The sequence below is a fragment of the Pseudotabrizicola alkalilacus genome, assembly GCF_003443995.1.
In the GTDB taxonomy this organism is placed as follows: Bacteria; Pseudomonadota; Alphaproteobacteria; order Rhodobacterales; family Rhodobacteraceae; genus Pseudotabrizicola; species Pseudotabrizicola alkalilacus.
This window is the reverse complement of sequence record NZ_QWEY01000013.1, coordinates 56,741-70,394: the sequence shown is the minus strand read 5'-3', so window position 1 is coordinate 70,394 and position 13,654 is coordinate 56,741. Positions and strand designations below refer to the sequence as shown.

Here is a 13,654-nt window from a genome sequence, read left to right as displayed (position 1 = left end):
CACGAGGGGGAGGGGAGGCGATGGGGGCGGGGGTAGGGTGTGTGCTTGCACGCACCGCGCCGGGTGGGCTTGGGGTGCGGTTACAGCGTGATGCGGAAGCGGGCGAAGCCGTCGGTGCCGTCGCCTGCGGGTTCGACGTTCAGGCCACGCTCTTGCACCTCGGCCAGATAGGCGGTGGCTTTGGGGCCGGTGTCGAAGGTGACGGTGGCGCCGCCTGCGGGGGCGAAGCTCCAGTTGGCGTCTGCTGCCGGGCTGATGGTGCCCTGATCGACGATGTAGCGCACGATCACGTCGCGGTTGGTGTCGGGCGCTTGCAGGATGGTGGTGCTGGCACCCGTGCCGGGGAAGCTGCCGCCGCCGCCTGCGCGGTAGTTGTTGGTGGCGACGATGAATTCTGCTGCCGGATCAACGGGCTGGCCATTGTGCAGCAGGTTGGTAATGCGGTTGGCTGTGTCGTCCACCAGCACGCCGTCGCTGTCGTATTTCGAGGGCTGGGTCAGGTCGATCTGATAGGTGACGCCGTCGATCACGTCGAAATTGTAGCTGGGGAAGGCGGGGTTGATCAGCGGCTGATCGGCTGCGCCGGGGGTGATCTGGTTGAAGATCCCGGCGCTGCGCTCCAGCCAGTCTTTCAGCTGCGCGCCGGTGATGCGCACGGCTTGCAGGGTGTTGGGGTAGAGGTAGAGGTCGGCCACGTTCTTGATGGCCACAGGCCCCACGGCGACATCGGTGTAATACTCCGGCCCGCCGCGCCCGCCCGCCTTGAACGGGGCGGCGGCGGAGAGGATGGGCAGGTCTGCGTGTTCGGTGCCTTGCAGGAGTTGGGCCACGTACCAGGTTTGGGCAAGGCTGACGATCTGCACCGAAGGGTCATCGGCGACCAGCGCGAAATAGCTGTGCAGGGGGGCGGAGGTCTGGCCGACCTCGGCCCTTACATAGGCGAGGGTGTCGGCGTGGGTCTGGGCGGTGGCCTCGATCGCCGGGGCGAAGTCCTCGGCCAGAGGTTTGATGGAGCGGTCTTCGAGCCGCTCATAAATCGGGCGCAGGGTGGATTCGTGGGCGGCGACGGTCCAGGTGCCGCTGTCATGGGTCAGCATCAGGTCGATCAGCCCCATGTGGCTGCCCCAGAAACCGGGCATCACGGCGGGTTTGCCGCGCAGGGTGCCTGCGGTGTTGTCGATGCCCTCGCCCTCAAAATCGGTGCCGGGGAACTGGCGGTGGTGGTGGCCGGTGACCAGCGCGTCGATGCCTTCGACCCCGGCAAGGTGGAGGGCGGCGTTTTCCATGCCCTCGGCATAGGGGCCTGCGTCGATGCCGGAGTGGCAGAGCGCGATGACGATATCGGCACCCTCTTCGCGGATCTGCGGCACCCAGGCTTGCGCCGCCTGCACGATGTCACGCACCTGCACCTTGCCGTCCAGATGGCTGCGGTCCCATTGCAGGATCTGCGGCGGGACAAAGCCGATCAGGCCGATGCGGATCGGCAGTTTCGCGCCGCTGCCGTCGGTCAGCTCGCGGTCGAGGATGGCGTAGGGCGGGGCATAAAGGTCATCTTCGCGCGGGGTGGCGCCAAGGGTTTTGGCGACGTTGGCGCAGAGCACGGGGAAATCGGCGCGGGCGTTGACCAGATCGAGGAAGGGCAGGCCGTAGTTGAATTCATGGTTGCCCAGCGTGCCCGCATCAAAGCCGAGCGCGTTCATGCCCGCAATCACCGGATGCAGATCGCCCTCTTTCATGCCGCGCGAATAGGCGATGAAATCGGCCATCGGGTTGCCCTGCATGTAATCGCCATTGTCGACGGTGATACTGTTGCCAGCCTCGGCCCGGACGGCGGCGATCAGGCTGGCGGTGCGGGCCAGACCCATGGTGTCATTCGGCTTGTCGGCATAATAATCATAGGGTTGCACGTGGCAGTGCAGGTCGGTGGTCGCCAGAATCCGCAGATGCGCCTGACCCGCCTGGGCGCGCGCGGCAAAGGGGTGCAGCGCCACGAGGCTGCCAGCGGTGGAGGTCAGCAGGAACTGACGGCGGGACAGGGCGATCATGGGGTAACCTCATCGGTTCGGGGAGTTTCGCTGTCATCTATCCTGCCAATGTAACAGCTTTGCGCGCAAGACTCATCTGTGGGTTGCGCGTCAGAGTGCCGGTGCGGCGCTGGGCCGTTGCCCCCCGCTTCAGCTGTCGCCAGGACGCAGGTGCTCGAAAACCTCGGTGACGATGGCATAATCGCGGTAGCCCATCCGGGCGAGCGGTTGGTAGCGGGACGGGTCAAAGCGGCCGTCCACCACGCAGTCATCGCGCAGGTGAATGCCGGTCACCTCGCCCAGAATCAGGAAATTGTCGCGGCCTTTCAGCTCGATGATCTGGCTGACCACACATTCCAGCGTGGCGGGGGCATCGGCGACGCGGGGGCAGGTTATGGTGGTGCAGGCAGCTTTTGCCACCCCGGCGGCGGTAAATTCATCACGGTCACGCGGCAGGTTGGCAGAGGTTGCGCTCATCGCGTCCAGCATGTCGGCCCCGACGATATTGACCGCAAACACCCCGGTTTCGCGCAGATTGTTCAGGCTGTCCTTGGCCCCGGTGCTGGCAAACATCACCTGCGGCGGGACATAGGCCACGGCGTTGAAAAAGGAATAGGGGGCGAGGTTGTCGCCCTGACTTCCGGTGGTGGAGATCCAGCCGATCGGGCGCGGGGTGACGATGGCGTTGAACGGGTTGTGCGGCAGGCCGTGGCCATCTTCGGGGCGGTAGAACATGCGGCGGTCCTTTGGGAACAGTGATTTGAACCTGACATAAACGCATGTTACGGGCGCATGTCACGAGGGTTTGCGGGGAATCGCCCGTGGTTCCGGGGATTTAGCGCGAGGGTTTGTCCGGGTGTACAAGCTGGAGGAAGAGACCGAAGCCGATTGGTGGGAGGTGGAGGCGCTGTATGACCTGTGCTTTGCGCCCGGTCGCACTGCGCTGTCATCTTACCGTCTGCGCGACGGGGTGCCGACGGTGGCGGCGCTGTGCCTGACCTTGCGCGATGCCGATGGCACGCTGGCGGCGGTGATCCGCTATTGGCCGGCCCTGGTTGGCGGGCAGGATGTGCTGCTGCTGGGGCCGATTGCGGTACACCCGACCCGGCAGGGCGAGGGTCTTGGCGGGCTTTTGATCAACGAAAGTCTGGCGCAGGCCCGGCGGCTGGGGTGGGAGCGGGTGTTGCTGGTGGGGGATGCGCCCTATTACGGGCGCTTTGGCTTTCGCAAGCTGGAGGGCGTGGTGATGCCGCCGCCGACCAACCCGGACCGGGTGCTGGGGCTGGCGCTGAAGGCCGGGGCATGGGACCGGGTGACGGGCGCAGTGACGAAAGCCACCTGACGGTGGCGGGCGCGGTCACGAAAGCCACCTGAGCGGGGTGGGCGGGCCATTGCGCCGCGCCGGTTTCCCCCCATATCATGCGGTATGGAACCCTTGCCCGCTGATCTGTCCTCCATTGTGCCGCCCGGTGATCTGTCGCCGGAGATCCGCGCGCTTGCGGCGCGGCACAAGCGCGCCAACGGGCCGGTGATGGCCATGGTCAACCGGCTGGGCGGCACGCTGGAAAAGCAGATGGCGCTGGTGCCGCAGGTCTATCGCACCCAGATCGAGCGGGTGGTGGCGCAGGCGCTGTCGGCGGCGATGACCGTGGCGGGGCAGGGCGACCGCTTGCCCGACACCGGCACGCGCGGGCCGCTGTTTGCCGCGATGGCGACCGGGGCGGCGGGCGGGGCCGGGGGGCTGGCCACCGCGCTGGCCGAACTGCCGGTGACGGTGACGGTGATCCTGCATGCGATCCGGCAGGCGGCGCGGGCCGAGGGGTTTGACCCCGATGACCCGGCAATCCGGGCGGAGTGCATCCGGGTGTTCGGCGCGGGCAGCCCGCTGGCCGAGGATGACGGGATCAACACCAGCTTCTTTTCCGCCCGGCTGACGCTGACCGGGCCTGCGGTGCAGAAGGTGATCGCCAGCGTGGCGCCCAAGCTGGCAACGGCCTTGGGGCAAAAGCTGGCGGCGCAGGCGATTCCGGTGATCGGCGCGGTGACCGGGGCGGCGCTGAATGCGGCGTTTCTGACCTATTACTCCGAGATCGCGCGGGTGCGGTTTGCGCTGCTGCGGCTGTCGCAGACCCATGGGGCAGAGCAGGTGCTGGCCGATTTCCGCACCGCCGTGGCGGCACCGCGCCTGCGGGCGGGGATCTGAAGGAGCGGCTGCGCCGCGTTGTTTTTTAGCTCGCCTCTGGCCTGCGGCCAACCGGCAAGCGGATGCCTCCGGCGGGGATACTTGAAGACAGAAAATGAGCGAGCCGGGCCGTGCCGGTCAGGTTCAGTCGATCCGGGTGGACAGAAACTCCATCAGGGCGGGGCGGGCGCTGTCGTCCCCATCGGCGCGGGCCTGCTCAATCACGGCGCGCACCTGCGCCAGGTCGATCCGGCGCAAAAGCGATTTGACCGGCCCAATCGAGGCAGGGCGCATCGACAGGGTTTTCAAGCCGAGTGCTGCCAGTGCCAGCGCCTCGACCGGGCGGCCCGCATCTTCGCCGCAGAACGACAGCGGGGTGCCATAGCTGGCACAGCGGGCGATGATCTGTTCGAGAAAGCCGAGAAACGACAGGTTGAGCATGTCATAGCGGCGGCGGACCCGTTCGTTTTCGCGGTCGGCGGCGAAAAAGAACTGCTTGAGGTCATTGCCGCCGATCGAGATGAAATCGGTCAGCTCGAAAAACGCCTGTGGCGCAAAGGCCAGGCTGGGGGTTTCCAGCATCGCGCCGATTTCCAGCTGATCCGGCACCACATGCCCAAGCGAGCGTTCGCGGTGCACCTCGCGCAGGACATGGGCGCGGGCCTGCTGAAATTCGGAAAACTCCGAGATGAAGGGGAACATCACCGTCAGCGGGCGGCCATCGCTGGCGCGCAGCAGCGCCTGAATCTGCATGCGCAACACGCCGGGTTTGTCGAGGCCGACCCGGATCGCACGCCAGCCCATGGCGGGGTTGGGTTCGTCATTGGGCTTCATATAGGGCAGCACCTTGTCGGACCCGATGTCAAGAGTGCGGAAGGCCACGCGCCTGCCCTGCGCCGCATCCATCACCCGTGCGTACAGCCCGGCCAGTTCGGCGCGCCGCGGCATCTTGTTGCGCACCAGAAACTGCAGTTCGGTGCGGAACAGGCCGACGCCATCGGCGCCTGAACCGGCCAGGCTGGGCAGATCCGCCATCAGCCCGGCATTCATGTGCAGACCGATGGTGGTGCCGCATTTTGTGGTGGCGGGCAGATCGCGCAGCGAGGCATAGCGCGCCTGTGCCTCTGTCTGCATGGCGATCTTGTCACGGAAGGCGCGGGCCACGGTTTCCTCGGGCCGCAGATGGGCGATGCCCTGATCGCCATCGACAAGGATATGGTCGCCGTTCAGCGCCTCGGTCGTCACCCGGCGGGCGTGGATCACCAGCGGAATCGCGAGCGCGCGGGCGACGATGGCAGCGTGGCTGCCGACCGAGCCTTCCTCCAGTACCACGCCGCGCAGCTTGCGGCCATATTCCAGCAGCTCTGCCGGGCCGATGTTGCGCGCCACCAGCACCGGGTTTTCCGGCATCTCGGCCCCGGTATCGGCGCCCTGTCCGGTCAGGATGCGCAAGAGCCGGTTCGACAGGTCGTCCAGATCATGCAGGCGTTCGCGCAGGTAAGCGTCGGGCACCTGTTCCAGCCGTGCGCGGGCGGCGGATTGTTCTTTTTCCACGGCGGCTTCGGCGGACAGGCCGTTCTGAATGTCTTCTTCCATCCGGCGCAGCCAGCCGCGCGAATTGGCAAACATCCGGTAGGCTTCGAGCACCTGTTTCTGGTCTTTATCAAGGCTTTCGGCGGACAACAGGTCATCGACCGACACGCGCAGCTGACCCACCGCTTCGCGGATGCGGTCAATCTCGGTCAGCGGGTCATCCGCGACCGGATTGGTCACCACCACGCGCGGCTCGTGCAGCCAGACATTGCCCTCGGCCGCGCCTTCCTGCCCGGTGGCACCGTGGAACATCACCGGCTGGCGGTGTAGGGCGCGCATGCCGTCTTCATCGCTGGTGAACGCCCCGAGTTCGGTCATTTCGGCCAGCACCATGGCGACGACTTCGAGCGCATAGATCTCGTCATCGGAAAACTGCCGCGCGGTTTTGGATTGCACCACCAGCACGCCCAGTTTTTCGCCGACCCGCTGGATCGGCACGCCAAGGAAGCTGGAGTAAATCTCCTCCCCGGTTTCGGGCATGTAGCGAAAGCCCTTTTCGGCGGGGGCATCGGCGGTGTTGACAGGCGTGTTGGTGCGCGCCACGCGCCCGACCAGACCTTCGCCCAGCTTCATCCGGGTCTGGTGGACCGATTCCGCCTTGAGCCCTTCGGTGGCGCAGAGTTCCAGCGTTTCAGGGTCGCGGAACAGATAGATCGAGCAGACTTCGGTGTGCATCGAATCGGCGATCAGATGGGTGATCTGGTCCAGCCGCTCCTGCCCTTTGGATTGCGCGCCCAGCACATCGCGCAGGCGGCGCAAGAGTTTGCGGCTGTCACTTTCCGACCGTTCGGGCATTGTGGGGCATCCTCTGACTTGTGCCCTCTATAGGCGAGGCACAGGTGAAAGGGGAGGGGAGAAACTCGCCGCATCGCGGCATGGCGCGGCTGCGGCGGGCGAATGCCTGAAAAGCTGGCAGTTGCAGGCGGGTGCGACATGCAACCGCCGGAAAGCGCGGCGTTCCGGCGGCGGGGGCGTGGATGCGCCTCAGGCCTTGTCGAGCTCGAAGCAATCGTGCAGCGCCTGCACGGCCAGTTCCATGTAGCGGCGGTCGATCAGGACCGAGATCTTGATCTCGGAGGTGGCGATGACCTTGATGTTGATGTTCTCGGCAGCGAGGGCCTTGAACATCTTGGCGGCAACGCCGACCTGGCTGCGCATGCCGATGCCGACGACCGAGACCTTGGCCACATCGGTATCGGAAATCAGCTCGTCATACATGATGCTCCCGGCGGCGCGGGCCTCTTCCATCGCTTTTTGCGCGCGGGCGACCTGATTGACCGGGACCGAAAAGGTCATGTCGGTCACCGCGCCACTGTGGTTGCCGTAGTTTTTCTCGGAGATGTTCTGAACGATCATATCGACGTTCACCCCCGCATCGGCGAGCGGGCCAAAGATCGCCGAGGCGACGCCGGGGCGGTCCTCGACCGTCACCAGCGTCATTTTCGCTTCATCGCGGCTATAGGCCACGCCAGAGACGACTTTCGATTCCATGATTTCATCCTCGTCGCAGACCAGGGTTCCAGAGTTCTCATCGGTGTCCTCGAACGAGGACAGGACGCGCAGCCGCACCTTGTAGCGCATCGCCAGTTCGACCGAGCGGGTTTGCAGCACCTTGGCCCCGAGCGAGGCCAGTTCCAGCATTTCCTCGAACGCGATCTTTTCCAGCTTGCGCGCTTTGGAAGAGATCCGCGGGTCGGTGGTGTAGATGCCGTCAACATCCGTGTAGATGTCGCAGCGCTCGGCGCCGAAGGCGGCGGCAAAGGCGACGGCGGTGGTGTCCGATCCGCCCCGGCCCAGCGTGGTGATGCGGCCTTCGGCAGAAATGCCCTGAAAGCCCGCGACCACGGCGACCTTGAAACCTTCGGCAAACTTGGCGTCGATATTGGCGCGCGGAATGTCGATGAACCGGGCCGAGCCATGCGCCGAAGTGGTGTTGATCGGCACCTGCCAGCCCTGCCAGCTGCGGGCGGGAATATCCATTTCCTGCAGGCGCAGCGCCATCAGCCCGGCGGTGACATTTTCCCCGCTCGACACCACGGCATCATATTCGCGGGCATCATACAGCTTTGACGTGCCCTCGACATAGCCGACCATGCGGTTGGTCTCGCCCGACATGGCGCTGACGATGACGATGACGTCATAGCCCCGGGCCACTTCGGCCTGCACCTTTTTCGCGGCATTCTCGATCCGTGACAGATCTGCCACGGATGTCCCGCCGAATTTCATCACCAGAAGCGGCATGGATAGTCCTCCCCACGGCCCCCAAAACAATCGGGCGTGTCATAGGCTGCGGCGGGGGGCGGCGCAAGCCCTGCCGCGCGGTGCCCGGCTTCAACGTCGACGGGGGGCTGTCTGCCCCCCGGCGCGCGAAGGGCGCGCTCCCCCCGAGGATATTTGAAGACAGAAAATGAAAGAAGAGGGCACTCCTGCCCATTTTCTGTCTTCAAATATCCCCGCCGGAGGCTCCGCCGCCCGTACCGGGGGCAGGGGCCGGATCAGAGGGCGCGCCAGCCGATGTCGCGGCGGCAGAAGCCTTCGGGCCAGTCGATGGCATCGACCATGGCATAGGCGCGGGCCTGGGCCTCGGCCAATGTCGCCCCCCGCGCGGTGACGTTCAGCACCCGGCCGCCTGAGGCGGTGATCTGACCGTCGGTCAGTGTGGTTCCGGCGTGGAACACCATTTGCGACGAAGATTCGGGCAGGGCCTCAAGGCCGCGGATGGCGCTGCCCCTCGCATAGGCACCGGGATAGCCTTGTGCCGCCATCACCACGGTCAGGGCGTGGTCATCGGCCCAGTGCGCGCGGGTCTGATCCAGCCGCCCCTCGGCGCAGGCGAGCAGCAGGTCAAGCGCCTGCGCGCCAAGCCGCATCATCAGCACCTGGGTTTCCGGATCGCCGAAGCGGGCGTTGTATTCGACCAGCCGGCACTGGCCATTCTCGATCATCAGCCCGGCATAGAGCACGCCGCTATAGGGTGTGCCGCGCCGCGCCATCTCGGCGATGGTGGGCAGCACGATCTGCTCCATCGCCTGGGATTGCAGGGCGGGGGTCAGCACCGGGGCGGGGGAATAGGCGCCCATGCCGCCGGTGTTGGGGCCGCTGTCGCCCTCGCCTGCGCGCTTGTGATCCTGCGCGGTGCCGATGGGCAGCGCGTTGACGCCATCGGTCAGGATGAAGAACGACGCCTCTTCTCCGGTCATGAACTCTTCGATCACCACCTCGGCCCCGGCCGTGCCGAATTCGCCGCCGAACATGTCGTCGATGGCGGCAAGCGCCTCAGTGACCGTCATCGCCACGATCACGCCCTTGCCGGCGGCCAGACCATCGGCCTTGACCACAATCGGCGCGCCCTGTGCCTGCACATAGGCGCGGGCCGGGGCGCTTTGCGTAAAGCGGGCCCAGGCGGCGGTCGGGGCGGCGCAGGCGTCGCAGATTTCCTTGGTAAAGGCTTTCGAGGCCTCCAGCTTTGCGGCTTCGGCAGAGGGGCCAAAGGTCAGCAACCCCGCCGCGCGTGTGGCATCGGCGACACCGGCGGCCAGCGGGGCCTCGGGGCCGATGATCACGAAGTCGACCGCATTGGCCGCGCAGAACGCCACCACCGCGCTGCCGTCAAGGATGTCGATATCGGCACATTCCGCCAGTTGTGCGATGCCCGCATTGCCGGGCGCCACGATCAGCCGGTCGGTTTTCGGGTTTTGCTTCACCGCCCAGGCGAGGGCATGTTCGCGCCCGCCGGAACCGAGGATCAGGATGTTCATGGGCCGCGCCCCCCTTTGCCGGTCTGTGTCCCATCGCCCTTAGCGCGCAGGCCGGGGGCGGACAAGAGCACATGCCCGGCAAATGCCGTGCCATTGCACCCGACATGCCATGATTGTGCCCGGATTCGTGACCAGTTTGTGCCCAATAATGTTTTGTAAGGAGTGACTGATGAACCGTCGTGATGTGATGATCGGCCTCGGCGCGGGGTTTGCGCTGCTGGCCACCGGGGCGCAGGCGCAGAGTGATCCGCTGGAGGCCGCCTTTGCGGCGCTGCCGCAGGCAGCGCGCAAACAGGCCCAGCAAGAGATGGCCTATGCCGGATTCTACAACAGCGCGATTGACGGGGCCTATGGTCGCGGCACCGCGACCGGCCTGCGCAAGACGGCGGAATTTGTTGCCTATTCATCCGATGGCAAGGTCACGCCACAGACCGGCACAGCCGCCGGGGCGCAGGCGTTTGTGCGGGATCTGGCCAGCGGCAGGCTGGCGAAGTGGCTGTATGGCGAGGGCGATGAGAACGACATGTAAGGCCGGTTGCGCGCCGGATCGCGCGCTGGCACAAAGGCGGCATGGAGCTTTTTGACGACACCCCCGCGCCGCCCGGCAACAGCCCGGAATACACCGTGTCCGAGCTGTCGGGCGCGGTCAAACGGGTGATCGAGGGCGAATTCGGCCTGGTCCGCGTGCGCGGCGAGGTGGGGCGGGTGTCGCGCCCGGCCTCGGGGCACCTGTACTTCGACCTCAAGGACGATCGCTCGGTGATCGCCGCAATCTCGTGGAAGGGGCAGGTGGCCAAGATGCAGGTCCGCCCCGAAGAGGGCATGGAGGTGATCGCGACCGGGCGGATGACCACCTTTCCGGGCCAGTCGAAATATCAGCTGATCGTCGAGGATGTGGCCCCGGCAGGCGCGGGCGCGCTGATGGCGATGCTGGAAAAGCGCCGCGCGGCCTTGCAGGCCGAAGGCCTGTTTGACGCCGCGCGCAAACAGGCGCTGCCCTATCTGCCGCGGGTGATCGGGGTGGTGACCTCGCCTTCGGGCGCGGTGATCCGCGATATCCTGCACCGGCTGCGCGACCGCTTTCCCTGCCAGGTGCTGATCTGGCCGGTGGCGGTGCAGGGCAAGGACTGCGCCCCGCAGGTGGCGGCGGCGATTCGCGGCTTTAACGCGATTGAGCCGGGTGGCCCGGTGCCGCGCCCCGATGTGCTGATCGTGGCGCGAGGGGGCGGATCTTTGGAGGATCTCTGGGGCTTCAACGAGGAAATCGTGGTGCGCGCGGCGGCGGAGTCGCGGATTCCGCTGATCTCGGCCGTGGGGCATGAGACGGATACGACGCTGATCGACCATGCCTCTGACCGGCGCGCGCCGACGCCGACGGCGGCAGCAGAGATGGCGGTGCCGGTGCGGCTGGAGCTCTTGGCGGCGGTGGACGGCTTGGGCGCGCGGCTGAGCCGGGCACTGGCGCAGGGCGTCGCCTTGCGCGGGCAGCGGCTGCGCGATCTGGCGCGCGCGCTGCCCAGACTCGAGTCGCTCTTGGCCACCCCGGCGCAGCGGCTGGACACGGCGACCGGGCGGCTGTCGGGTGGGTTGTCGCTGGCGGTCAGCCGCAAGCGCGGCAGCTATGAGCGGCAGGCGGGGCGGCTGTCGCCTTCGTCGCTGGCGGGGCTGGTGCTGCGGCGGCGCGAGGCGTTGGCGCGGCGCGGCGAGGCGCTGGAGGCGCGCATCGCGCGCAAGCGCGACCTGTGGCACGGCAGCTTTGACAAATGGGCGTCGAGGCTGGCCCCGTCGCTGGCGCGGCTGGTGATGCAAGCCGGTGTGAAGATCGCCGAGCAACGCCATGGGCTGAAAGGCCTTTCCGCCCGACTGGACAAGGCCCCGGCGCAACGCCTGAGCGATCTGTCGCGGCGGCTGGAGGCGCTGGACCGCACGCGGCAGACGCTGGGCTATGCCCAGACCCTGCGGCGCGGCTATGCCGTGGTGCGTGGCGATGGCGCGGTGGTCACCAGCAAGGCCGCCGCTGAAAAAGCCAGCGCGCTGGAGGTGGAATTCCACGACGGGCGGCTGGCGCTGGGCGGTCAACCGGGGCGCGCGACCCCGCGCAAAGGGGGGGCGACAAAGCCACCGGCACAGGGCTCGTTGTTCTGAAAAGGCAAGCCTGACGCTATGTTTTGTCAAAGTTCGCCATAAAAATGTTCGAAAAAGAAAAGTCCGGATCGCTTGCTCTGCGCAGGATCTGAACGGTTTTCGCCTCGGCCACAGGGCGGACGCTCCGCGGGGAGTATTTTGAAAGCAGCAATGCACAGCAGCCCTTTGAATTGCTGCTTTCAAAATACTCCCGCCGGAGGCTCCTGTCCGCGCCGACCGTGCGGGGTGTCAGATGAGGCGCTTACACCCCGACATCCGGTCCGGCGCAGGCCAGCGGGTCGGGGGATTGGGCGACTTCGGAGAGTTCCGAGCCGGACCCGTCGCCAATGAAAAGTCCGGTCAGCCGCCCGTCCTGCCGCCAGAAATTCCAGCATTGCGGGGTCGGATCATAGGTATATGTGAAACAGATCAGCCCTGCCTCTTCGTACCAGGTGCCATCGCGGCAGGTATCGCCCTTGAAGGCCCAGCGGACCTTGCGGCCCGGCAGGTATTGTTCGGCCCCGTACACCTCGCCGCGCTGGCTGAAAGTCAGGGTCTTGCCACGGGTATAGGCCTCGAACTCGGCCCCGGTCATCGGCACCGGGGGTTCCGCGGCGGCAAGGGCGGTGGGCAGCAGCATCAGGCAAAGGGCAAGTTGGCGGGCAAGGCGGCGCATGGCGGGCATCTCCGGTCAGGATCGCGCAGAGCGTCGCATGCCGCAGATGTGAACGCCAGTGACCAGGGCCGTTACTGGGCGGGATCTTGCCCGTTCCCGCTTTGCCCGTGCCGCTTTTGCCAGCGCGCCAGATGCGGGCGCATCCGGCGGCGCCACAGGCGCGGCACCATGGCCAGCGCACAGGCCAGCGGCAGTGGCCAAGGCAGGATCGGCGTGTCTTCGGTCAGCCGCAGCGCTGGATAGGGGCGCGAGGGGTGAGCGTGGTGGTCGGAATGGCGCGGCGCATTCAGCATCAGCGCCGAGGAAAACCACTGTTGCGTGTTCCACGAATGGCGCGGACCGACCGGCTCGTAGCGACCATCGGGCAGGCGCTGGCGGGTCAGGCCATAGTGCTGGACATAATCGCCCAGCAGTTGCTGCATCTGAGCATGGGCCGAGAGCGCCAGCCAGATCAGCACCCCAAGCGCTCCGCCGATCAGGGCGGCAAGGCTGAGGCTGGCAAGCGCAATGGCCAGATACCACAGGTAGGGATGCACGCCCGCAGACCCGGTGCGCCGGGCCCGCAGCGCATCTTCTGCCGCCCAACCGGCGCGGAAGCCGCCAATCCAGGCGCGCGGCGCAAAGCGCCAGAAGCTCTCCCCCGCCCGCGCCGAATTGGGGTCGCCCGGCGTGGCGACTGCCGTGTGATGCACCAGCCGGTGCGCCGAAGCGTGGTGGCCGAACAGCATCATCGCATAGACCAGCACTCCCAGCCGGTAGAGCCCACGACCAGAGCGATGGATCAGCTCATGCGCGGCAGGGTGGGCGACGTGGCCCAGAAAGGTACTGGTGCCAAAGAACAGCAGCACTTTCTCGCCGGTTCGCAGATGGTATGCCGTGATGCCCCAGACCGCCAGCGGCATCAGGCCAACCGCTGCCAGCCCGACCGCGACCAGAACCGCATCGGCGGCGGGAAACTCGGCCTCCTCGGGCGCGTTGCCAGCGACATGGGGAATCATCTGATCCAGTAGGATGACCAACACCACCATATACAGGAACCCGGCCCAGAGCCACGCGCCCCCGGCCCAGACGCCAATGGCAATCAACGCCACCGGCGACAGTGCGGCAAGGGCAAAGGCAGACATCGGAAGCGGACGGTTAGTCATGCCGTGGCCTTTAGCACGGGATTTGGGCCTTTGCATGGCGACTCGGGGGCCACTCGGGGGCGACACAGGCGCGCAGGGGGGCTAATTGCCGCCCCATGGGCTGGTTTTGCCGGGTTTCCCGGCATGGCTGGCCCGCGTAGCCTTCCCTCAGC

General features: G+C 66.5%; 11 protein-coding genes. 4 read left to right on the top strand and 7 right to left on the bottom strand.

The genetic code is table 11. The features are described 5' to 3' along the window. Positions 1-80 precede the first annotated feature (80 nt). Together D1012_RS18925 and D1012_RS18920 are read right to left on the bottom strand one after the other, a co-directional pair. Positions 81-2,045: a bifunctional 2',3'-cyclic-nucleotide 2'-phosphodiesterase/3'-nucleotidase gene (locus D1012_RS18925; RefSeq protein ID WP_118155698.1), complete on the bottom strand. Its 1,965-nt coding sequence runs from the start codon at positions 2,043-2,045 to the stop codon at positions 81-83. Between the two features lie 129 nt (positions 2,046-2,174). After that, entirely contained in the window at positions 2,175-2,759 is a 585-nt protein-coding gene (locus D1012_RS18920; RefSeq protein ID WP_118155697.1) for a flavin reductase family protein, read from the bottom strand. Between the two features lie 121 nt (positions 2,760-2,880). Here D1012_RS18920 and D1012_RS18915 point away from each other — a divergent pair, with 121 nt between their 5' ends. Next, the gene (locus D1012_RS18915; protein ID WP_118155696.1) at positions 2,881-3,366 is read left to right on the top strand and encodes a GNAT family N-acetyltransferase; all 486 of its coding nucleotides are present in this window, start codon (positions 2,881-2,883) and stop codon (positions 3,364-3,366) included. An 84-nt stretch (positions 3,367-3,450) separates the two neighbouring features. Further along, a complete protein-coding gene (locus D1012_RS18910) occupies positions 3,451-4,227 on the top strand; it encodes an EcsC family protein (RefSeq protein ID WP_118155695.1) in 777 nt (258 codons plus the stop codon). Between the two features lie 123 nt (positions 4,228-4,350). On the opposite strand, the gene ptsP is transcribed toward D1012_RS18910, so the two are convergent. The 3 genes from ptsP to purD form a co-directional block, all read right to left on the bottom strand. Continuing rightward, positions 4,351-6,594 carry a phosphoenolpyruvate--protein phosphotransferase gene (ptsP, locus tag D1012_RS18905; protein ID WP_118155694.1) on the bottom strand — a complete coding sequence of 748 codons (2,244 nt, stop codon included), beginning with the start codon at positions 6,592-6,594 and terminating at the stop codon, positions 4,351-4,353. A gap of 189 nt (positions 6,595-6,783) precedes the next feature. After that, positions 6,784-8,040: an aspartate kinase gene (locus D1012_RS18900; RefSeq protein ID WP_118155693.1), complete on the bottom strand. Its 1,257-nt coding sequence runs from the start codon at positions 8,038-8,040 to the stop codon at positions 6,784-6,786. A gap of 254 nt (positions 8,041-8,294) precedes the next feature. Beyond that, positions 8,295-9,557, bottom strand: coding sequence for a phosphoribosylamine--glycine ligase (gene purD, locus D1012_RS18895; protein WP_118155692.1), 1,263 nt, complete (start codon positions 9,555-9,557; stop codon positions 8,295-8,297). Positions 9,558-9,726: 169 nt separating this feature from the next. Here purD and D1012_RS18890 point away from each other — a divergent pair, with 169 nt between their 5' ends. Together D1012_RS18890 and xseA are read left to right on the top strand one after the other, a co-directional pair. After that, complete coding sequence (locus tag D1012_RS18890) at positions 9,727-10,086, top strand: peptidoglycan-binding domain-containing protein (protein WP_118155691.1); 360 nt, start codon at positions 9,727-9,729, stop codon at positions 10,084-10,086. Positions 10,087-10,127: 41 nt separating this feature from the next. Then, complete coding sequence (gene xseA, locus D1012_RS18885) at positions 10,128-11,702, top strand: exodeoxyribonuclease VII large subunit (RefSeq protein WP_118155690.1); 1,575 nt, start codon at positions 10,128-10,130, stop codon at positions 11,700-11,702. Positions 11,703-11,943: 241 nt separating this feature from the next. Here xseA and D1012_RS18880 read toward each other — a convergent pair whose 3' ends face one another. Together D1012_RS18880 and D1012_RS18875 are read right to left on the bottom strand one after the other, a co-directional pair. Continuing rightward, entirely contained in the window at positions 11,944-12,357 is a 414-nt protein-coding gene (locus tag D1012_RS18880; protein ID WP_118155730.1) for a hypothetical protein, read from the bottom strand. 71 nt (positions 12,358-12,428) lie between these two features. Next, positions 12,429-13,502 carry an alkane 1-monooxygenase gene (locus D1012_RS18875; RefSeq protein ID WP_233517184.1) on the bottom strand — a complete coding sequence of 358 codons (1,074 nt, stop codon included), beginning with the start codon at positions 13,500-13,502 and terminating at the stop codon, positions 12,429-12,431. Between the last annotated feature and the right edge of the window lie 152 nt (positions 13,503-13,654).